Annotated in this window: 19 protein-coding genes; all 19 read right to left on the bottom strand. The window is 66.6% G+C overall.

The genetic code is table 11. The annotated features are described in order from the left end of the window. Window positions 1-23 precede the first annotated feature (23 nt). Window positions 24-881 carry an orotidine-5'-phosphate decarboxylase gene (pyrF, locus tag ACPUD7_RS05320; protein WP_135541082.1) on the bottom strand — a complete coding sequence of 286 codons (858 nt, stop codon included), beginning with the start codon at window positions 879-881 and terminating at the stop codon, window positions 24-26. Beyond that, window positions 881-4,156 (bottom strand): carbamoyl-phosphate synthase large subunit, encoded by a 3,276-nt coding sequence (gene carB, locus ACPUD7_RS05315; RefSeq protein WP_425119356.1) that lies wholly within the window; start codon window positions 4,154-4,156, stop codon window positions 881-883. The genes pyrF and carB overlap by 1 nt, the downstream gene beginning before the upstream one ends. A 10-nt stretch (window positions 4,157-4,166) precedes the next feature. After that, on the bottom strand, window positions 4,167-5,327 hold the full coding sequence (carA, locus tag ACPUD7_RS05310) for a glutamine-hydrolyzing carbamoyl-phosphate synthase small subunit (RefSeq protein ID WP_425119355.1): 1,161 nt from the start codon (window positions 5,325-5,327) through the stop codon (window positions 4,167-4,169). Then, window positions 5,324-5,818: a hypothetical protein gene (locus ACPUD7_RS05305; protein ID WP_135541088.1), complete on the bottom strand. Its 495-nt coding sequence runs from the start codon at window positions 5,816-5,818 to the stop codon at window positions 5,324-5,326. Before ACPUD7_RS05305 ends, carA begins: the two co-directional genes overlap by 4 nt. Next, the gene (locus ACPUD7_RS05300; RefSeq protein WP_135541090.1) at window positions 5,803-7,116 is read right to left on the bottom strand and encodes a dihydroorotase; all 1,314 of its coding nucleotides are present in this window, start codon (window positions 7,114-7,116) and stop codon (window positions 5,803-5,805) included. The genes ACPUD7_RS05305 and ACPUD7_RS05300 overlap by 16 nt, the downstream gene beginning before the upstream one ends. After that, window positions 7,109-8,089 carry an aspartate carbamoyltransferase catalytic subunit gene (locus ACPUD7_RS05295; RefSeq protein WP_425119354.1) on the bottom strand — a complete coding sequence of 327 codons (981 nt, stop codon included), beginning with the start codon at window positions 8,087-8,089 and terminating at the stop codon, window positions 7,109-7,111. The genes ACPUD7_RS05300 and ACPUD7_RS05295 overlap by 8 nt, the downstream gene beginning before the upstream one ends. Further along, entirely contained in the window at window positions 8,086-8,637 is a 552-nt protein-coding gene (gene pyrR, locus ACPUD7_RS05290; protein ID WP_135541093.1) for a bifunctional pyr operon transcriptional regulator/uracil phosphoribosyltransferase PyrR, read from the bottom strand. Before pyrR ends, ACPUD7_RS05295 begins: the two co-directional genes overlap by 4 nt. 110 nt (window positions 8,638-8,747) lie before the next feature. Further along, window positions 8,748-9,158, bottom strand: a complete 411-nt coding sequence (gene nusB, locus ACPUD7_RS05285; protein WP_135541095.1) for a transcription antitermination factor NusB — start codon at window positions 9,156-9,158, stop codon at window positions 8,748-8,750. Continuing rightward, a complete protein-coding gene (efp, locus tag ACPUD7_RS05280) occupies window positions 9,159-9,719 on the bottom strand; it encodes an elongation factor P (RefSeq protein ID WP_135541096.1) in 561 nt (186 codons plus the stop codon). It abuts the gene before it with no gap. A 213-nt stretch (window positions 9,720-9,932) separates the two neighbouring features. Beyond that, window positions 9,933-11,048 (bottom strand): 3-dehydroquinate synthase, encoded by a 1,116-nt coding sequence (gene aroB / locus ACPUD7_RS05275; RefSeq protein ID WP_135541098.1) that lies wholly within the window; start codon window positions 11,046-11,048, stop codon window positions 9,933-9,935. A gap of 169 nt (window positions 11,049-11,217) precedes the next feature. Beyond that, a complete protein-coding gene (locus ACPUD7_RS05270; protein ID WP_425119353.1) occupies window positions 11,218-11,862 on the bottom strand; it encodes a shikimate kinase in 645 nt (214 codons plus the stop codon). Next, window positions 11,859-13,058: a chorismate synthase gene (gene aroC, locus ACPUD7_RS05265; protein WP_135541102.1), complete on the bottom strand. Its 1,200-nt coding sequence runs from the start codon at window positions 13,056-13,058 to the stop codon at window positions 11,859-11,861. Before aroC ends, ACPUD7_RS05270 begins: the two co-directional genes overlap by 4 nt. A 10-nt stretch (window positions 13,059-13,068) precedes the next feature. After that, window positions 13,069-13,821, bottom strand: a complete 753-nt coding sequence (locus ACPUD7_RS05260; protein ID WP_135541103.1) for a prepilin peptidase — start codon at window positions 13,819-13,821, stop codon at window positions 13,069-13,071. 36 nt (window positions 13,822-13,857) lie between these two features. Next, window positions 13,858-14,778 (bottom strand): shikimate dehydrogenase family protein, encoded by a 921-nt coding sequence (locus ACPUD7_RS05255; protein WP_135541105.1) that lies wholly within the window; start codon window positions 14,776-14,778, stop codon window positions 13,858-13,860. After that, complete coding sequence (gene mltG, locus ACPUD7_RS05250; RefSeq protein WP_425119352.1) at window positions 14,775-15,917, bottom strand: endolytic transglycosylase MltG; 1,143 nt, start codon at window positions 15,915-15,917, stop codon at window positions 14,775-14,777. Before mltG ends, ACPUD7_RS05255 begins: the two co-directional genes overlap by 4 nt. Next, window positions 15,914-16,390: a Holliday junction resolvase RuvX gene (gene ruvX, locus ACPUD7_RS05245; RefSeq protein WP_425119351.1), complete on the bottom strand. Its 477-nt coding sequence runs from the start codon at window positions 16,388-16,390 to the stop codon at window positions 15,914-15,916. Before ruvX ends, mltG begins: the two co-directional genes overlap by 4 nt. After that, window positions 16,387-19,041 (bottom strand): alanine--tRNA ligase, encoded by a 2,655-nt coding sequence (gene alaS / locus ACPUD7_RS05240; RefSeq protein ID WP_425119350.1) that lies wholly within the window; start codon window positions 19,039-19,041, stop codon window positions 16,387-16,389. Before alaS ends, ruvX begins: the two co-directional genes overlap by 4 nt. Window positions 19,042-19,334: 293 nt before the next feature. Beyond that, window positions 19,335-19,976 carry a 30S ribosomal protein S4 gene (gene rpsD, locus ACPUD7_RS05235; protein ID WP_425119349.1) on the bottom strand — a complete coding sequence of 214 codons (642 nt, stop codon included), beginning with the start codon at window positions 19,974-19,976 and terminating at the stop codon, window positions 19,335-19,337. Between the two features lie 272 nt (window positions 19,977-20,248). After that, window positions 20,249-21,448 (bottom strand): cation:proton antiporter family protein, encoded by a 1,200-nt coding sequence (locus tag ACPUD7_RS05230; RefSeq protein WP_240689957.1) that lies wholly within the window; start codon window positions 21,446-21,448, stop codon window positions 20,249-20,251. Between the last annotated feature and the right edge of the window lie 133 nt (window positions 21,449-21,581).

The raw sequence follows: 21,581 nt of genomic DNA, 5'->3' as shown, positions 1-21,581 counted from the left end.
CAGCGGCCCGGACACAGGCGGCGTCAGTTCAGCATTGAGAGCGTGCGGTTGAGCTCCCGTGCAGCATCGGCCAGCCCTTCCGGTCCGGCCCCGAGCACTGCCCGGGAAGCCGTGGCGAGCACCTGTCCCGAAGCCAGGGCTTCGTCGCCGAAGACGGCCCGCAGCTCACCGATGCCCGCTCCCTGCGCGCCGACGCCGGGTGCCAGGATCGGACCCCCGCAGTCGACCGGGTCGAATCCCAGCTTCCGCGCGGCCTCTCCGATGGTGGCTCCGACGACGAGCCCGAAGGGTCCGACCGGCCCCGCGGGCTCCGCCGCTGCCGCCAGGGCCTGCGCATTGCGTTCGGCGACCTGGGTCACGATCGTCCCGGCCACGGATCCGCCGCGTCCCTGTGCGTGCTGGATCTCTCTGCCTTCCGGGTTCGAGGTCAGAGCGAGGACGAACACTCCCCTGCCATGGGCGGAGGCGAGTTCGAATGCCGGCTCCAGAGCTCCGAATCCGAGGTAAGGCGAGACGGTGATCGAATCGGCCGCCAGCGCCGAGGCGGGATCGAGGTACGCCTTCGCATAGGCTCCCATCGTCGACCCGATGTCGCCGCGCTTGATGTCGAGGACGGTGAGTATCCCGGCTTCCCGCGCCGCGGCGAGGGTCTCTTCGAGAGCGGCCACACCGGCCGAGCCGTACTGTTCGAAGAACGCCGACTGCGGTTTGACCGCGGCGACCGTTCCCTGCAATTCCTCGATCGTGCGCAGAGCGAACTCCCGCACACCGGCCGCGCTGCGCGGCAGCCCCCAGGACTGAAGCAGATGCTCGTGCGGGTCGATGCCCACGCACAGCGGTCCGTGCTTCGCCATGGCTGCGGCCAGTCGGGTGCCGAACATCAGGCGCTCCAGTCCTGCAGGCTGCGGACGTCGAACTTCTCGTCCCGAACCACTTCGAGGGAGGTCACCGCGGCGGCGAATTCGGCCAGCGTGGTGATCAACGGCACGGAGTTCGCGGTCGCGGCGGCACGGATCTCGTAGCCGTCGGCGCGTTCCTGCCGGCCCGAAGGCACGTTGATGACCATGTCGATGGTGCCCGCAGTGAGATAGTCGATGACCGTGCGGTCCTCGGCGTCGGCTTCGAAGTGCTTGTGCACCTGTGTGGTCTTGATCCCGTAGCGCGAGAGCACGGCCGCGGTTCCGGTGGTCGCGACGACGTCGAAGCCCATGTCGACGAGTTCCTTGACCGGCAGCACCATGGCGCGCTTGTCGCGGTCGGCGACGGAGACGAATACGGTTCCCGAGGTCGGCAGCTTCACTCCGGCCCCGAGGAGACCCTTGGCGAACGCGGTCGGGAAGTTGTGGTCGATGCCCATGACCTCACCGGTCGACCGCATCTCCGGGCCGAGGATCGAATCGACGATCTTGCCTTCGACGGTGCGGAAGCGACGGAAGGGAAGGACCGCCTCCTTGACGGCGATCGGGTGGTCCAGCGGCAGTGTGGACCCATCGCCCTCTGCAGCCAGCAGGTCACCGCGCAGATCCGCGATGGTCCGTCCCACCGCGATGAGTGCGGCGGCCTTGGCCAGCTGCGTCGAGGTCGCCTTCGACACGAACGGCACGGTGCGTGAGGCGCGGGGGTTGGCTTCGATGACGTGGAGGACGTCGGCGGCGATGGCGAACTGGATGTTGAGCAGTCCGCGCACCCCCACGCCTTCGGCGATGGCCTTCGTGCCCTGACGGACGCGTTCGAGGACGTCCTCGCCCAGAGTCAGCGACGGAAGCACGCATGCGGAGTCACCGGAGTGGATTCCCGCTTCCTCGATGTGCTCCATGATGCCGCCGATGTAGACCTGCTCTCCGTCGAAGAGCGCATCGACGTCGATTTCGATGGCATCTTCGAGGAACCGGTCGACGAGCACGGGACGGTCGCTGGAGATCTCCGTGGCCGTGGCCATGTAGTCGAGCAGCTGGGTGCGGTCGTAGACGATCTGCATCCCCCGCCCGCCGAGGACGTAGGAGGGACGCACGAGCACGGGGTAGCCGATGTTCTCTGCGATCGTCGCGGCCTCTGCAGCGGTCACGGCCGTGCCGTGCTTCGGTGCGGTCAGTCCGGCACGGCTGAGCACCGCACCGAATTCGCCGCGGTCCTCGGCCAGGTCGATCGCTTCGGGCTGGGTGCCGAGGACGGGCACGCCGGCGGCCTTGAGACGGTCGGCCAGCCCGAGCGGAGTCTGGCCGCCGAGAGTGCAGACGACGCCGAGGACCTCACCGGCGGCAAGCTCGGCATGGTAGATCTCCATGACGTCTTCGAAGGTCAGCGGTTCGAAGTAGAGGCGGTCGGCGGTGTCGTAGTCGGTCGACACGGTCTCCGGGTTGCAGTTGACCATGATCGTCTCGTACCCCGCCGAGGAGATCGCCATCGTCGCATGCACGCACGAGTAGTCGAATTCGATGCCCTGGCCGATCCGGTTCGGGCCCGAACCGAGGATGATCACGGCCGGTCGGTCGCGCGGCATGACCTCGGTCTCGGCGTCGTAGGACGAGTAGTGGTACGGAGTCTTCGCTTCGAATTCGCCGGCGCAGGTGTCGACGGTCTTGAACACCGGGCGTACGCGCAGCGCATGACGGATGCCGGTGACGACATCGGTGCTGAGGCTGCGCAGCTGCGCGATCTGCTCATCGGAGAAGCCGTGGTTCTTCGCGATCCGCAGCACCTGCTCGTCGAGTTCCTCGGCGTCGCGGACATGGGCGGCGACCTCGTTGATGAGTTGGATCTGATCGAGGTACCAGGGATCGATCTCGCAGGCGTCGAAGACCTCGGCAGCGGTGAGTCCGGCGGCCAGGCCCCGCTGGACGGAGTGGATGCGATCGGCGGTGGCGTGCGAAATCGCTTCGAGCACGGATTCGCGGACATCCTCGTCGGTGACGTCGGGCAGATCGGTCCAGCCGAAGGAGGAGTCCTTCTGCTCCAGCGACCGCATCGCCTTCTGCAGAGCGGTGGTGAAGTTGCGTCCCAGGGCCATGACCTCTCCGACGGATTTCATCGTCGTCGTCAGGGTCGGATCCGCGGCCGGGAACTTCTCGAAGGTGAAGCGCGGGATCTTCACGACCACATAGTCCAGGGTCGGTTCGAAGCTGGCCGGGGTCACCTTCGTGATGTCGTTGGGGATCTCATCGAGCGAGTACCCGACGGCGAGCTTCGCCGCCATCTTCGCGATCGGGAAGCCCGTGGCCTTCGACGCCAGCGCCGAGGAGCGGGAGACGCGTGGGTTCATCTCGATGGTGATGATCCGCCCGGTCTTCGGGTCGACGGCGAACTGGATGTTGCAGCCACCGGTGTCGACACCCACGGCACGGATGATGGCGATGCCGATATCGCGCATCTCCTGGTATTCGCGGTCGGTCAGCGTCAGCGCCGGGGCCACGGTGATCGAGTCACCGGTGTGCACCCCGACCGGGTCGACGTTCTCGATCGAGCACACGACGACGACGTTGTCCTTGTTGTCGCGCATGAGCTCGAGCTCGTATTCCTTCCACCCGAGGATCGACTCCTCGAGCAGCACCTCGTGGGTGATGGAGTCGGCGAGTCCGGCGCCGGCGATGCGGCGCAGGTCTGTTTCGTCGTATGCCATGCCCGAACCGAGTCCGCCCATGGTGAAGGAGGGACGGACGACGACGGGGTAGTTGAGCTCCTCGGCGGCGGCCAGAGCCTCGTCGAGGGTGTGGCAGATGGCCGAACGGGCCACCTCGGCGCCGCAGTCGACGGCGATGTCCTTGAACTTCTGCCGATCCTCGCCCCGTTGGATGGCGTCGACGTCGGCGCCGATCAGTTCGACGCCGTACTTCTCGAGCACACCCGATTCGTAGAGGGCGATCGCAGCGTTGAGGGCGGTCTGTCCGCCGAGCGTCGGCAGGAGCGCATCGGGGCGTTCCTTGTCGATGATCGTCTCGATCACCTCGGGGTCGATCGGTTCGACGTAGGTGGCATCGGCGATGTCCGGGTCGGTCATGATCGTCGCCGGATTGGAGTTGATGAGGATGACGCGCAGTCCCTCGGACCGCAGGACACGGCAGGCCTGGGTGCCGGAATAGTCGAATTCGCAGGCCTGGCCGATGACGATCGGGCCGGATCCGATGACGAGGACGGATTTGAGGTCTTGTCTCAGTGGCATGGGGTTCTCCTTAGGCCTGTGCAGCCTGGTGGGCCGGGGAAGCGGACATGAGGTCGACGAAGCGATCGAACAGGTAGCTCGAATCGTGCGGGCCGGCCGCGGCCTCGGGATGGAACTGGACGGAGAAGGCCGGGATGTCGAGGCATGCCAGACCCTCGACGACATCGTCGTTGAGACACACGTGGGAGACGGTGACACGACCGTAGTCGGCCTTGTGCGGAGCGATCGTCTCGCCTTCAAGCGGTGCGTCGACGGCGAAGCCGTGGTTCTGCGAGGTGATCTCGACCTTGTTCGTCGTACGGTCCATCACGGGCACGTTGATGCCGCGGTGGCCGAAGGGCAGCTTATAGGTGCCGAAGCCCAGGGCACGGCCGAGCAGCTGGTTGCCGAAGCAGATGCCGAAGAACGGCAGGCCGGCATCGAGCACGGCTCGCAGCAGTTCGACCTGGTCATCGGCGGCAGCGGGGTCTCCGGGACCGTTGGAGAAGAAGACTCCGTCGACGCCGATCGCCTGGATCTCCTCGAAGCTGATCGACGACGGCACGAGGTGGACGTCGATGCCGCGTTCGGTCAGGCGCTCCGGTGTCATCGACTTGATTCCGAGGTCGACGGCGGCGACGCTGAACTTCTTCTGTCCGCGGGCGGGGATGAGCGTGGGCTCGGTGATCGAGACTTCGTCGACGAGGTTGGCCCCGGCCATCTGCGGGGAGGCCTGGACCCGGGCGAGCAGTTCGGTCTCGGGCGCCTCGGCGGCGGGTCCGGAGAAGATGCCGACTCGCATGGCGCCCTTGTCGCGCAGGTGACGAGTCAGGGCACGGGTGTCGACGTCGCTGATGCCGACGACTCCGGACTCGGTCAGCCAGTCGACGAGGTCGCCTTCGGAGCGCCAGCTCGACGAGATCCGTGAGGCGTCGCGGACGACGTAGCCGGCTGCCCAGATCTGAGCGGATTCGTCGTCGGTGCGGTTGATGCCGGTGTTGCCGATGTGCGGGGCGGCCTGGATGATGATCTGCCGGTGGTAGGACGGGTCTGTCAGAGTCTCCTGGTAACCGGACATGGCGGTGACGAACACGGCTTCGCCGGTCGTCTCGCCGATGGCTCCGTACGCGGATCCGTGGAAGGTCCGGCCGTCTTCGAGGATGAGGATGGCGGGTGTGGTGGAAAAGCTCATTGTGCCTCTTCGATCATTTCGCGGATGCGGTCGACGGTGGAAGTGGTGGATGCGGCGTAACGGGCACGGAAACCCGTGTCGACGAGGGTGTCGCCGAGGCGCCAGGTGATGCGGACGATGCCTCCGCGTTCGACGAACTTCCCGATCATCCCGGACGTGGTGTCCACGGAGACGATGTCGCGGCGCGGGATGAGGAAGTCCTCGCGGCCGGCCAGGTCCATGATCACTCCCCCGTCGGTGATGACGAGTTCGCCGGTGGTGCGGATGCCCAGGCCGTGGACGGCGACGCGTTCGAGGGGATGTCCCGCCTTCGTCGTCGAGACATAGGAGCCTTCGACGGGATCGGCCACGGGGGTGATGCCCATGTGCGGCTTCGGCGGGGTCACGACCTCTGACTGGGACTGCTTGCGTCGGCTCCATCCCCACGCGATCGCGATGATCACGACGACGATGACGACGGCGACGATGAGGGTGCCTACTGATCGGTCCATGTTGCTCCTGCCGGGTGGGGTGTGGTGAGTGCCCCTGCGGCCAGAACCCGGTGGCCGTAGAAGAAGGTGTCGGTGATCCGTGCCCTGACTTCGAGACCGTCGAAGGGGTTGTTGCGTCCCTTCGTCGCGTGAGCGGACGGTTCGATCCGGTGCGGAGCGTCGGGGTCGACGAGGACGATGTTGGCACTCGCGCCGATCGCGAGGCTGCCGTGTCCGGAGGCACCGGTGATGCGTGCCGGTGTCGCCGACATCACGCGGGCGACATCGCCGAAGTCGAAGTCGTGCTCGCGCATGGCTTCGACGACGATCGACAAGGCGGTCTCCATGCCGACCATGCCCATGGCCGCTGCGGTCCATTCGCTGCATTTGTGTTCGGCGGTGTGCGGGGCGTGGTCGGTGCCGACGACGTCGATGGTGCCGTCGGCCAGTGCTTCGCGCAGCGCCTGGACATCGGCATCCGTGCGCAGCGGAGGGTTGACCTTGAAGACGGGGTCGAAGCTCCGCACGAGTTCGTCGGTGAGCATGAGGTGGTGCGGAGTCACCTCGGCGGTGACCGCCACTCCCCTCGACTTGGCCCAGCGGATGAGGTCGACGCTGCCGGCGGTCGAGGCATGGCAGATGTGCAGGCGCGAGCCGACGTGTTCGGCCAGGAGCACATCGCGGGCGATGATCGACTCCTCGGCCACGGCCGGCCAGCCGGGCAGTCCGAGCTCGGCGGAGACGGTGCCCTCATTCATCTGCGCACCTTCGGTCAGGCGCGGCTCCTGAGCGTGCTGGGCGATGATCCCGTCGAAGGTCTTGACGTATTCGAGCGCGCGGCGCATGAGCAACGGGTCCGAGACGCAGATCCCGTCGTCGGAGAACATCCGCACGCGCGCTTCTGAGCGGGCCATCGCGCCGAGTTCCGCGAGCTGCTTGCCTTCGAGCCCGGTGGTGACGGCGCCGACGGGCACGACTTCGGTGAAGCCGGCGGCTCGCCCGAGGCGGTGCACCTGTTCGACGACGCCGGCCGTGTCGGCCACCGGTGCGGTGTTCGCCATGGCGTGCACGCAGGTGTATCCGCCGGCCGCGGCCGAACGGGAGCCGCTGAGCACGGTCTCTGCGTCTTCTTTGCCGGGTTCGCGCAGGTGGGTGTGCATGTCGACGAGTCCCGGCAGGGCCACGAGGCCGGCGGCGTCGACGATCTCGGGATCGCTTCCGGCGACGAGTTCGGGGTCGACGATGCGTCCCTCGCACACGGCGATGTCGGCGACTCCGCGTCCGAGCACATCGGCTCCGCGGATGAGGTAATCAGTCATTGGTCTCCTCCTGACCGGTCAGCAGACGGTAGAGGACCGCCATGCGCACGCTCACTCCGTTCTCGACTTGGTCGAGGACGAGGGCGCGGGGTGAATCCGCTGCGGCAGCGGAGATCTCGAAACCGCGATTCATCGGTCCCGGATGCATGATGAAGGTGTGGGCGGGCAGCTTCTCGAACCTCGCGGCGCTCAGTCCCCACAGGCGCGCGTATTCGCGTTCGTTGGGGAAGAAGGATTCGTGCATCCGCTCGTGTTGGACACGGAGCATCATCACGGCCGCGAAGTCCTCGCTGCGCAGTGCTTCGTCGAAGTCGAAGTGGACGGTCACCGGCCAGTGCTCGACACCCCACGGGAGGAGAGTAGGCGGGGCGATGAGGTGGACATCAGCGCCGAGGCGGGCCAACAGGTGGACGTTCGAGCGGGCTACCCGGGAGTGGAGGATGTCTCCGACGATGGCGACCTTCGCCCCGTCGAGGCCTCTCCCCCGCGGTCCCCCGGCCACCGGCCCCGAGGCGGGGACCCCGGCCAGCGCCCGGCGCAGGGTGAATGCGTCGAGCAGCGCCTGGGTGGGGTGTTCGTGGGTGCCGTCACCGGCGTTGATGACGGGCACGTCGATCCATCCGGTGTGGGCGAGCCGGTGTGCCGTTCCCGCGCCGCCATGGCGGACGACGATGGCATCGGCACCCATCGCGGAGATCGTCTGGATGGTGTCCTGGAGGCTCTCGCCCTTCGACACCGAGGAGCCCTTGGCGGAGAAGTTGAGCACATCGGCCGAGAGTCGTTTGGCGGCGGCCTCGAAGGACAGTCGGGTGCGAGTGGAGTCTTCGAAGAAGAGGTTGACGACCGTGCGTCCGCGCAGCACGGGCAGCTTCTTGACTTCGCGTTCCGACACGAGCGTCATCTCTTCGGCGATGTCGAGGATGCCGATGGCGTCCTCACGGCTCAGGGAGGCGGTGTCGAGCAGATGCTTCATTCCCGGCCTCCCGAGATGGTCACGGAGTCCGATCCGTCGATTTCGTCCAGGCTGACGTTGACGCGTTCGCTGCTCGAGGTCGGCAGGTTCTTGCCCACATGGTCGGCGCGGATCGGCAGGTCCCGGTGGCCGCGGTCGACGAGGACGGCGAGGCGGACCTTCGCGGGACGGCCGACATCGGCCAGGGCGTCGAGTCCGGCACGGATGGTGCGGCCGGAGAAGAGCACATCGTCGACGAGGACGACGGTCTTCGCATCGATTCCTGATGCCGGGATCGAGGTCGGTTCGGGTGCCCGGTAGGAGCCGCCGCGCAGGTCATCGCGGTACATCGTGATGTCGAGGCTGCCGGCGAGTTCGGTCGCGGCTTCCGGGCGTCCCGAGATCGAGGCGATCGCCTCGGCGAGCCGGAGGGCCAGCGGGACTCCGCGGCGTGGGATGCCGAGGAGGACCAAGTCGTCGCTGCCCTTGTTGGATTCGATGATCTCATGGGCAATCCGCGTGATCGCCCGCGATATATCGGCTGCGTCCAGCACTGTTCGCTGTGTCATGCTTCCCCTTCTCCGCCTCTCCGGACGGTGGTTAAAGGAGTGGTTCGATTCGATTGTAGACCCAGCGCTTCTCACGCTGGTGGGCGGGTCCGGAGTCCGGACCCGCCGACTCAGATGAGCGTCGGTTTGACGTCGAGGATGCGTGAGAGCAGACCCGAGACGAAGTTCGGTGAGTCATCCGTGGAGAACTGCCGTGCCAGGGACACGGCTTCGTCGATGGCCACCTTGTCGGGGACGTCATCGTTGAACAGCAGCTCCCAGGTGCCGATCTCGAGCAGGGATCGGTCGACTGCGGGCATACGGTCCAGCGTCCAGCCCTGAGAATGGGTGGAGATGATCTCGTCGATCTCCGCCTGCTTCTCGGTGATGCCTCGAACGATCTCGACCGCGTATTCCTTCATCGGATAGTCGGGGTCGTTCGACCGCATCGTGACGAGTTCGTCCATGGCCAGTCGACGCTGCCCGGCTTCGAAGAGCAGCTCGAGAGCCCTGCGACGGGCTCGGGTTCGTGCGGACGCCACTTACTTGACGCGTCCGAGGTAATCGCCGGTGCGGGTGTCGACCTTGACCTTGGTGCCCTCTTCGAGGAACAGCGGAACCTGGATCTCGTAGCCCGTCTCGAGCGTCGCGGGCTTCGAACCACCGGTCGAACGGTCGCCCTGCAGACCGGGTTCGGTGTGGGTGATGCTCAGTTCCACCGACGGCGGCAGCTCAACGGACAGAGGGGTGCCTTCGTGGAACGAGACCTGCAGCTGCTGGTTCTCGAGCATGTAGTTCGCCGCATCGCCGACGAGCTCGGGCGAGATCGGAACCTGATCGTAGTCCTCGGCGTCCATGAAGACGTAGTCGGTGCCGTCATGGTAGAGGTACTGCATGTCGCGGCGGTCGACATTGGCGGTCTCGACCTTGGTGCCGGCGTTGAAGGTCTTGTCGATGATCTTGCCGGAGGTCACGCTCTTGAGCTTGGTGCGAACGAACGCCGGACCCTTGCCGGGCTTGACGTGCTGGAACTCCAGCACCTGCCACAGCTGGTTGTCGAGGTTGAGCACGAGGCCGTTCTTCAGGTCGTTCGTTGTCGCCACTAATTCGTCCTTCTTCGCTTCAGTCCAGATCACCGAGCGGTGATCGCAGTTGGCCGGCGCCGTGCGCGACCCTCTGCTGAGGGTCGACGAATGCGCCACTGGGCAATTCTAGCAAGCTCGCAGAGCGGCTTCCATCCGAGGGCCGGAGCGGGTGTTGCGCAGGCTTTCGGTTGAGTGCCCAGGCCGTGCTCGGTCCGGGGCCGGGCTGTGCTGTCAGCCGAGGTCGGTGCGCAGCGAGACCGTCGGTGCGCTCTCACCGACCTCCTGGTAGGCGGTGAAGAGGATCGAAGCGTCGGGGATCTCGACGGTGCTCGGATCTCCGATTCCGCTCAGCAGCACCATGCGCAGCATTGCTCCGCGGGCCTTCTTGTCTCGCTTCATCGTGTCCAGCAGCTGCGGCCACACATCCGAGCGGTAGCCGGTGGGCAGGCCGAGCTTGCTCAGAAGCTCCCGGTGGAGGTCGACGATTTCATACGGGAGGCTCTTGACCATCGAGGCGACCTCGGCGGCGAAGACCATGCCCACGGACACCGCGGCCCCGTGCCGCCACTGGTAGCGCTCTTTGTGTTCGATCGCGTGTCCGAGGGTGTGTCCGTAGTTGAGGATCTCCCGATGGCCGGATTCCTTGAAGTCGCCGGAGACGACTTCGGCCTTGACGCGGATGGAGCGTTCGATGAGTTCACGCAGCACCGGACCCTGCACATCACCGATCTCCTCTTTCGAGTGGGAGGAGATGAGATCGAGGATGGACTTGTCGGCGATGAAGCCGGTCTTGACCACCTCGGCGAGTCCGGTGAAGAGCTCGTTCTCCGGCAGGGTGCCCAGGGTGTCGAGGTCGACGAGCACTCCGGCCGGGGCGTGGAATGACCCGACGAGGTTCTTGCCTTCGGCCGTGTTGATGCCGGTCTTGCCGCCGACTGCGGCGTCGACCATGCCGAGCACGGTGGTGGGGATGTGGACGACGCGGATGCCGCGCAGCCAGGTGGCGGCGACGAAGCCGCCGAGATCGCTCACGGCTCCCCCGCCGACGGTGACGATGGCATCGGTGCGAGTGAAGTCGGACTGACCGAGCACCTGCCAGCAGAAGGCCGCGACCTGAACGTGCTTGGCTTCTTCGGCATCCGGGATCTCCGCGGCCACAGCCTCGAGACCGGCGGCGGCGAGGTCGTCGCGGACGCTCTCACCGGTGGTGCGCAGGGCACGCGGGTGGATGACGAGGACCTTCTCGACTCGATTGCCCAGCAGCCCGGGCAGTTCGCCGAGCAGTCCCTGGCCGACGAGGACCGGGTAGGTTCCACCGGCGTCCACATTGATGCGTGTGAGGCTCATTCGTCCGTCTTTCTGATCGTTCTCAGCGTCTTCTTCGTCCGGTGTCCGATGCGGCACCGGCCCCGTCTCAGCCTAGCCCTGCGGGGCGGGTGCGGGCGAGGAGTCCCGCGCTCGTGGTGGGCAACGTCTCATCCCGCGGGCGCTCAGCGGGTGCGACGACGCCGGCGGCCTACTCCCCGTGCGCCCCGCTGCTGCCGTCGTCATCGAGGTGAGCGTACTTCGCGTATTCTTCGGCCCGCTGCAGACCGGTGAGCACATCGACGACACGGTTGACCACCGTCGACGGCGGAGAGTTCGAGGCCTGGACGCGAAAGGTCGCGACTTGTTCGTAATACGGTTCGCGTTCCTCGACTAGGGCCAGCCAGTTCTCCACCGCCGTGCCGGCCCCGCGCAGCAGCGGACGATGCGGGGCGGTCAGGCGCTGAGACACCGTGTCGACATCGATATCGATGTGCACGACCTTGATCGCCGGGTGGAGCAGCTGGGCACGGGTGCCTGAGTTGAGGATCGCTCCTCCGCCGAGGGACACGATGCCCGGCCGGTCGAGCAGTCGCCGCAGGGCCCGGCGCACGACCTCGCGCTCGATCCGACGGAAGTGGTCTTCTCCGCGCTCGACGAAGATCTCGGAGATGACCCCGTACTTCTCGACGATATTCGCATCGGTGTCCGTCAGCGGCAGTCCGAGCCGGTCGGCCAGCAGCCGACCGATCGTCGACTTTCCGGCTGCCGGCGGTCCGGAGAGCACGATGCGCGAGAGCGCGGCGGGAACCGGTTCCAACGGCGGAACCGGTTTCGGGAGCGGGGCCTGGTTCATCGCCCGATGCGAAGGTTCTCCGGAATCGCCGCTGCGTAGGCGTCCAGATTCCGCTTCGTCTCGGCGACGGAGTCGCCTCCGAACTTCTCGACCACGGCCTCGGCGAGGACGAGCGCGACCATCGCTTCGGCGACGACTCCGGCGGCGGGGACCGCGCAGACATCGGAGCGCTGGTGGTTCGCCTTCGCCGCCTCGCCGGTCTCGACGTCGACGGTCGACAGGGCACGCGGCACCGTGGCGATCGGCTTCATTCCGGCACGCACCCGCAACGGCCCGCCGGTCGACATTCCGCCTTCGGTGCCTCCGGCACGGTTGCTGCCGCGGCGGAAGCCATCGGGGCCGACTTCGAGTTCGTCATGGGCCTGCGAACCGGGACGCTTCGTGGTGAGGAAGCCGTCACCGACTTCGACTCCCTTGATCGCCTGGATGCCCATGAGGGCTCCAGCCAGGCGGGAGTCGAGCCGGCGGTCCCAGTGAACATGGGAGCCGAGCCCCGGCGGCAGGTCGTAGGCGAGGACCTCGACGACTCCCCCGAGCGTGTCCCCGGCCTTCTTCGCCGTGTCGATCTCAGCAACCATCGCCGCCGACAGTGCGGGATCGAAGCAGCGCACCGGATCGGCGTCGAGGTCGTCGACGTCGGCGGCGGTGGGCAGATCGGGCACGGCCTCGGAGTCGTGTTCGGCTCCGCCGATGGCCACGGTGTGGGAGACGAGGGTGATGCCGAGTTCACCGAGGAAGTTCGCGGCCACGGTGCCCAGGGCCACGCGCATCGCGGTTTCGCGGGCGGACGCGCGTTCGAGCACCGGACGGGCTTCGTCGAAGCCGTACTTCTGCATGCCGACGATGTCGGCGTGGCCGGGACGGGGACGGGTCAGCGGTGCGTTGCGGGCCAGTCCTTCGAGTTCGGCTGCGTCGACGGGGCCGGCGCTCATCACGGACTCCCATTTCGGCCATTCCGTATTCCCGACCTCGATGGCCACGGGTGAGCCGAGGGTCTCGCCGTGGCGGACGCCGCCGAGGAGCCTCACCTCGTCGGCTTCGAACTTCATCCGAGCGCCGCGGCCGTAGCCGAGTCGGCGGCGAGCCAGGCTCGCGCGGATATCGTCTCTGGTGATCGGTACATGGGCCGGAAGCCCCTCAATGATCCCGGTCAGCGCCTCGCCGTGGGATTCGCCTGCAGTCAGCCATCTCAACATTCCACCGATTCTACAAAAGGATTGGAGCGAGCACCGACCCCAGCCACATCCCGGATAGCATCGCCGGTCCGAAAGCGATCGTCACCCCGCGCAGACGCCGGGCTCGAATCGCTCCGATGAGCGCCCACACGCCGGCGATGAGCATCATCACGACAAGGACCAGCGGCGGCGCCCACGGGTCATAGAGTCCGGCGACGGCGAAGACGAGGAACGCGAGTTTGACGTCCCCGAGGCCCATCGTCTGGGTTCGCAGCACCCGCCCGAGCAGATGGAGGAGACCGAAGAGCACGAGGGCGAGGAGACCGGCGAAGAATGCGGTGAACCAGAACCGCATCTGCCCGCTCACGGAGCCGACGATGAGCAGGGCCGCACCGGCCAGCATCGTCGGGTAGACGATCCGGTCGGGCAGCCGGCGCACGATGACATCAGCGAGGATGAGGAATGGTGTGACGCCTGCGGCGAGTCCGAGGAACAGGCCCGAGACGATGAGGTCGGCCGAGTTCGGATGCACAGCGGTCAGCGTTGTCGCGCTGAGCGGCGCCGAGGCGGCCCATCCGGTGACCGGTGCGAGCACGGTGAGCTGGAAGACTCCGGCGGCACCGACGGCGATGAGGATTCCGACCAGCACCGGCCAGGGTCCGTGCGGGATCCGGAAGGCTCGCCACCGGGCCAGATGGCTGTCATCGTGGAGCCAGAATCGCGGGGTCCGGGCGAGCAGGAGGCCGACGGCCAAAGCGGTGAGGACCGTGAGTCCAGTGACCATTCCGTGCAGCACCCCGGCCTCCACCGTCTCCTCCGCTCAGTTCCGGGACCGGGCGGGAGACTCCGCCAGGGCAGCGTACATCGCGTCCGCGATCCGCTCCAGCAGTTCCGGTCCCGCCGGCAGCTGCACGCCGGCTTCGTCGGTGCCCGTCGCCGCGGCGGCGTCGAAGAACATCTCGAACTGGGCCACAGCCTGTTCGACGAGCATCGCCGTGCCGATGACCGGGTGCAGTCCGTGGGCTGCGGCTGCGGCGAGGAACGCCGAATCCGCGGCGTAGGCGACGTCGAGAGCCACCCCACCCCAATCCGCGCGGGGTCCGCCCCAGACCGGTTCGGGGGCCGCCTCGGCGGGCAGAGTGGAGATGACGACCGCTGACGGATCGATCCGGTCCAGGCCTCCCACCGAGGCGGTCAGACCGAGCCGAGCGGCGAGGTCGAGGACCCGGCCGGCTCGGTCGGGTCTGCGGACGCGGAAGTCGACATGGGCGATGCCGAGATCGCGGCAGGCCACCAGCGCCGAGGCGGCCGTGGCCCCGGCACCGAGGATCGTCGCTCGTCCGGTTCCCGCGCTGCTCTCCCGGGTGACATCGTGGTTCCGTCCCGCACTCAGGTGCGGGGCGATGGCCCTGACGATGCCGCGCACATCCGTGTTCGCCACCGCCGTCTCGTCTCCGGTGCGCACGAGGGTGTTGCCGGCTCCGGTGAGAGCGGCCGTGTCATCGATCGACCAGCCTCGTTCGGCGGCTAAGGTCACGAGGCGGTCCTTGAGCGGCATCGTCAGCGAGAATCCCGTGTGCTCGGGATGAGCGTCGAGGAACGCCTCGAGCTCATCGGCGACGAGTTCGTGTCGGGAGTACTCGCTCGTGCCCAGGCCGAGGGCGGCGAAGGCGCTGCGGTGCAGCAGCGGTGACTTCGAATGCGCGATCGGCGATCCCAGCACCGCGGCGCGAATCCTCATTCCTTGCCGCCGTCGGAGTTGTGCTCTTTGAGCCATTTCCGGTAGATCTCGACGTTCTTCTGGTGTTCGTCGTAGGTGTTCGCGAACTTCGTCTCCCCCGTGTCCGGGTTCGTGGCCACGAAGAACTGCCAATCACCGTCTGCCGGGTTGAGTGCGGCCTCCACCGCGCCCTCGCTCGGGGCGTTGATCGGTCCGGGCGGCAGCCCCTTCTTCTTGTACGTGTTGTACGGCGAATCCGACTGACGCTCTTCCTTCGTCGTCGTCAGGTCCGACCGGGCGCCGTGGATGTAGGCGACGGTGGCATCGGACTGCAGCAGCCCGCCGGTCTTCGACTTGTCCGAGATCCGGTTGAGGAACACACGGGCGACTTTCCTGCGCACCTCTTCATCGCCCGGGGATTCCTTCTCCACGAGGCTGGCCAGGGTGAGGATGCGATTGGCGTCCTTGGCCTCGATGCCGAGGTCGTCGAGTTCAGCTTCGGTCTTGTCGACCATCTCCTGGACGACATCCTCGGCGGTCTTCGTCTTATTCATTTCGTAGGTCGCCGGATAGAGGTAGCCTTCGAGACCCTCGGCGTCGATGTCGAGGCCGTAGTCCTTCGGGGTCTTGTCGTCGAGGGCTTTGTCGACCTCGTCGGCATTCATCCCCGATTCGATCATGATCGCCTTGATCTCCTCGACCTGCTTGCCTTCGGCGACCGTGATCTTCGGTGGGGCGATGGGATTGATGAGCGCTTCGACCGCGGCCTTCGAGCTCATCTTCTCCCGCATCGTCCACGTGCCGGCCTGGATGGTCGCATCCCGGCGTTCGACTTCGTCGAGGAAGGGACCCGAGTTCATGATCACGCCCTCTTCGACGAGTTGGTTGGCCACGGTGCGCGCAGAGGAACCGGGGGCGATCTCAATGGACACCTCGTTGGTGCCCTGTCCTTCGTAATCGCCTTTGGGGCCGAAGAGGTCGTCGAAGACTCCTCCGGCAGCCTTGACCCCGAAGAATCCGCCGATGCCGAAGACGAGGACGCAGATGACGATGATCGTCGTCGTCCGCCGCCGGCGCATCATCCGCCGCCGCGCCTTCGCCTTGATCTCCGAACGGGTCAGTCCTTCATCTGCTGAGAACTCGCCAGGGAACGGGTTCATTGCTCACTCTCCTCGTCGGGCATCTCGCGTCCGGCGGGGACACCGGTGTTGTGTTCGAACTCGAGGGCGTTCTGCAGGATGATGACGGCGGCTTGGGCGTCGACGATCTCGCGCCGCTGACGCGCGGATTTCCCGGCCGCAGCCAGGGCGTGGTGGGCTTCGACGGTCGTGAACCGTTCGTCGATGAGGCGGACGGGTGTGTCGGTGGCGGCGGCGACCTTGCGGGCGAATTCCAGCGCCGAGGCCGCCGCCGCGCGGGCAGCCCCGTCGAGGGACTTCGGGTCACCGGCGAGGAGTTCGATGGGTTCGTATTCCTCGACGAGTTCGCGCAGCTCCTTCAATGCCGCCGGTTCGTCCTTGCGACGGACGACGCAGAGCGGAGTCGCGAGGATGCCGTCGGGGTCGCAGGAGGCGACCCCGATCCGCACCGAACCGATATCGAGGCCCAGGCGGCGACCTCGGCGGAAACTCACTGGATGGCCGCCTTGACGGCCGCAATGGCGGCCGGGATCGCTGTGGAGTCGCTGCCGCCGCCCTGGGCGAGATCGGGCCGGCCACCGCCTCCGCCGCCGAGTTCGCTGCAGGCCAGGGAGACGAGCCTGCCCGCCTGCAGACCGGCGGTGCGGGCCTCTTCGGTGGTGGCGATGACGACGACGGGTTTGCCGTTGCTCACACCCAGCCCGAGGACCACGGCCTGCCGATCGTTGACGCGGCCGCGCAGCTCGGTGACGACGGTGCGGATGTCACCGGCGTTGGAGACATCGCCGAGCTCGGCGACGACGAAGAGGGTGTCACCGACGGTCTGCGCCTCGTTGAGGAACTTCCCGGCCGAGGCGAGCAGCTGCTGTGCGTTGAGGCGGGCGATCTCCTTCTCCGCGTCCTTGAGTCGGCTCATGAGGTCCGAGACCCGCGAGGTGACGTCGGTGCCGGGGACCTTGAGCATTTCGGACAGTGAGGACACGATCGTGCGTTCGGCGGCCAGCGAGCGGAAGGCATCCATGCCGACGGCGGCTTCGATGCGGCGGACTCCCGATCCCACGGAGGCTTCGGAGAGCACGGAGATCGGTCCGACCTCGGCCGATGCTCCGACGTGGGTGCCGCCGCAGAGTTCGCGGGAGAAGGGCCCGCCGATGTCGACGACGCGCACCACGTTCGGGTACTTCTCACCGAACAGGGCCATGGCGCCGGACTTCCTCGCCGCGTCGAAGGGCATGTATTCGGTTCCGACTTCGTAGTTCGAACGCACGGCGAGGTTGGCGACCTCTTCGATCTCGGCCCGCATCTGCGTGCTCGGGGCTTCGGGGAAGGAGTAGTCGAAGCGCATGTAGCCGGGCTGGTTGAGCGAACCCGCCTGCACGGCGTGGTTGCCGAGGATCTCGCGCAGCGCAGCGTGGACGAGGTGGGTGGCGGTATGCGCCTGGGCGCCCTGGAACCGGTGGTCGTGGTCGACGGCGGCGAGCACCTCGTCTCCGACGTGGAGTTCACCGTCGATGACCTCGACACGGTGGGCGGGCAGTCCCTTGACCGGGTTCTGCACATCGGTGACGCGGGCGGTGAAACGGTGCCCGGAGATGAGCCCGACGTCGGCGCGCTGGCCGCCGGATTCGGCGTAGAACGGGGTGAGGTCGAGGACGACGTCGGCGCTCTGGCCGGCGGTGAGCACCTCGGCGGCGACCCCGTCTGCGACGATGCCGCGGACCCGCGAATCGGCTTCGAGCCTGTCGTAGCCGACGAATTCGCTGCTGCCTTCGTCGAGCAGAGCGGAGTAGGCGGACAGGTCGGTGTGCCCGCCGCCCTTCTTCGCCTTCGCATCGGCCTTCGCCCGGGTGCGCTGCTCGCTCATGAGCTCACGGAACCCGGTCTCGTCGACGTTGAGTCCCGCCTCGGCGGCCATCTCCATGGTGAGGTCGATGGGGAAGCCGTGTGTGTCGTGGAGGGCGAAGGCGATGTCGCCGCTGATGGTCTTCTCGGATCCGGTGAGCGAATCGGCGGCGTTCGCGAACAGTTGGGTGCCGGATTCCAGTGTGCGCAGGAACGCCTTCTCCTCGGCGTAGGCGACCCGGGAGATCCGGTCGAAGTCGGTTTCGAGTTCGGGGTAGGACAGCTTCATCGCCTGCATGGACACGGGCAGCAGCTCGGGCAGGACCTCGTCCTTGACGCCGAGCAGCCGCATCGCGCGCACAGCGCGCCGGAGCAGGCGACGCAGGATGTAGCCGCGGCCTTCGTTTCCGGGGCGGACTCCGTCGCCGATGATGATCAGGGCCGAACGGACGTGGTCGGCGACGACGCGCATCTGCACATCGGCGTGTTCGTCGGCTCCGTACTCGCGGCCGGAGAGGCGGCTGGCGACTTCGATGACGGGGAACACTTCGTCGATCTCATACATGTTTTCCACGCCCTGGAGCAGGAAGGCCACGCGTTCGAGTCCCAGACCGGTGTCGATGTTCTTCGCGGGCAGATCCCCGGCGATGTCGAAGTCGACCTTCGAGCGCACCTCGGAGAGTTCGAACTCCATGAACACGAGGTTCCAGATCTCGATGTAGCGGTCCTCATCGGCCACGGGGCCGCCTTCGACGCCGTAGCCCGGGCCGCGGTCGAAGTAGATCTCCGAGCAGTAGCCGCCGGGGCCGGGCTGGCCGGTGTGCCAGAAGTTGTCTTCGTTGTCGCGCAGCTGGATGCGCGCACGCGGAATGGACGTCTCCTCCAGCCACATGTCGATGGTCTCCGTGTCGTCCTCGTGGACGGTCGCCCACAGCAGTTCGGGCTCGAAGCCCAGGCCGCCCTCAGCCACGGGGTTCGTCAGCAGTGACCAGGCGAACTTGATGGCATCGCGTTTGAAGTAGTCGCCGAAGGAGAAGTTGCCGTTCATCTGGAAGAACGTTCCGTGGCGCGTCGTTTTGCCGACTTCTTCGATATCGGCGGTGCGCACACACTTCTGCACACTGGTGGCGCGGTTGAACGGTGCGGGTTCCCGGCCGGTGAGGTAGGGGATGAATTGGACCATGCCTGCGATGTTGAACAGGATGGACGGATCGGAGCTGATCACCGACGCCGAGGGGACCACGGTGTGCCCGTTCGCTTCGAAGTAGTCCAACCAGCGTTGCTTGATCTCTGCCGTCTTCAATCCAAGGCCTTTCACGTATTGCTCGAGCGTGACCGCACTTACTCGTGCGTACCCGCACTTACTCGTGCGTACCCGCACTTAACAGGGACTAGTTTAATGGCTCGACCACAATATGCGAGGTCGAGCGGCGTGCCGGGGAACCGGGAGCGGATCTCTGCACTCTTCGCAGATGATAAGCCGCCCCCGCCGGGGGCGTCGCCTCGACTGGTCGTGGTCACCAGCGGGTGAATGCACGACTGCCCGGAACCAGCGGTCCCGGGCAGTCGCGGCGGCTCGTGGCCTGGCTCAGCCGATCAGCGCGAGTAGAACTCGACGACGAGCTGAACGTCACAGGTCACGGGCACCTCTTCGCGCTTCGGAGTGCGCAGCAGAGTGGCCTGCAGGCCTTCGAGATTGACGTTGAGGTAACCGGGAACCGCGGGCAGGACATCCTTGTGTCCGCCGGCAGCGGCGACCTGGAACGGATCCATCGAGGCCGAACGCTCATGCACCTGGATGGTCTGGCCTTCCTTGACGCGGAAGGAGGGACGGTCCACGCGCTGTCCGTCGACCGTGATGTGGCGGTGGACGACGAACTGACGGGCCTGCGCCATGGTGCGGGCGAAGCCGGAGCGCAGAACGAGGGCGTCGAGACGCATTTCGAGGAGCTCGACCATGGTCTCACCGGTCAGACCCGGCAGACGTGCGGCTTCCTTGTAGGTCTTGAGCATCTGCGCCTCACGGATGCCGTACTGCGCGCGCAGACGCTGCTTCTCCTTGAGACGGACCGAGTAGTCGCTGTCGTTGCGACGGCGAGCACGGCCATGCTCGCCCGGAGGATAGGGGCGACGCTCGAAATACTTCTCTGCCTTAGGTGTCAGAGCAAGGCCGAGGGCGCGCGAGACGCGCGTCATCCGGCGATTACGTGCTGGTGCTGGCACTTGGTTACCTTTCATCAAAATGATTCGTCACGACCGGCCATCGGTTCCCGCCCGAGTCGCAACCGTTGTTTCCCCGGATGGGAAAGAGGGATTGAGCGTCGAGATCCGCTCGCACCGACCGCCTTTAGGGTGCAGGCACAACAGCTGTCTATCTTAGCGGGTGCACACCGCCCGTCGCAAAGCCGATCGGCGGCCTCGCCGCTGTGATCTTGCCGACTGAGGCGAACCGTCCGCCCCTGCCGGCCGACCGATCCGCAAGTATCGCTGTCACTGCCGGCAGCCCGCTGTCACTTCCGACAGTCGTCTTCGTGGCTGTCGATCGCGGCATCGGCGACGGCCGCTCCGGACCCGCTGTAGATGTTGATCACCGCGTGGACCCCGGCACGGGCGAAGTGCTCGGCCTGATCGGGACGTTGGACGACCGCGGCGATGGTCCCGGGGAAGCCGGCGATGCGCAGCTGTTCGAGAGCGAAGGTGTTCGAGTCGTGCAGCGCCATGGCGAGGACGACGGTGTGGGCGCTGCCGCCGACGACGAGGCGGTGCCAGAATTCGTGGTCTGTGGCGTCGCCTTCGAGCACTGTGAACTCGTCGGCGTGCAGGGCTTCGATGACTGTGTGGTCGTTGTCGATGCCGATGACGCTCCGGTCGCCGCGTTCGACGAAGCGCTCGTAGGCTCCGCGACCGATGCGGCCCATGCCGAGGACGACGACCTCCGCATCTCCGGTGTCGAGCGGCCGATCGTTCGCCCGCAGCCGGCTCTCGTTCTCGTCCGGCAGAATCGCGTCGAGCTTCGCGACGATCTGGAGGCTGTAGGCGTTCGCCAGGGAGGAGCCGATCATCCCCAACGCCACGGCGAGGGCGGTGATGGTCAGCCAGTTGTCCTCGAAGAGTCCGTTGTCGACTCCGACGGCGACGACGATGAGTGCGAATTCGGAGAAGTTGCTCAGGGCCAGGCTGGTGCGCACGCTGGTGCGGTTGCGCAGGCCGAAGAGGCGACCCATGAGGTAGAAGCTCGCGAAGTTGAACGGCAGCAGCACGACGCACAGGGCCAGCGCCATGAGGAGATCCGACCAGGTGGGGACCGCTTGGAGCCCGATGACGACGAAGAACCCGACGAGGAAGAGCTCTTTGACGCTGAACAGCGACTTCGACATCTCCACGGCTCGCGGGTGGGTGGAGAAGAGAAGTCCGAGCACCAGGGCTCCGAGGTCGCCGTGGATGCCGACTGATTCGAAGGCGACATAGCCGGGCCCCAAGGACATGACGACGCCGAAGAGCACGAGCAGCTCACCGCGTCCGACGCGGTCGAGGAGCCGTCGCAGCACCCAGACCACGGGAACGATCAGGACGAGCGCGAACGCCCAGGGACTCGGCGGCTCTTCGCCTGCGATCGTGATGAAGGCGACCGCAGCGAGGTCCGGGAGGACGAGGATCGCAATCGCGATCTGCCCGTAGTAGGACCCGTCGTCGGAGCGGTCTTCGAGCACTTTGACGGCTCATCGTAATTGAGAGTGTAGAACCGGTCTGAAGCCACCGGACTCGAGCAGACACCTCGCGATGTAATGCGTGAGGTTGCGGAATCCCAGCGCGGACCCGCGTAGATGCTCGAGTCTGCCGTTG

The sequence above is a fragment of the Brevibacterium sp. FAM 24630 genome (assembly GCF_049804075.1).
Taxonomy (GTDB): domain Bacteria; phylum Actinomycetota; class Actinomycetes; order Actinomycetales; family Brevibacteriaceae; genus Brevibacterium.
The sequence above is the reverse complement of the archived record's forward strand: the minus strand, read 5'-3'. Positions and strand labels throughout refer to the sequence as shown.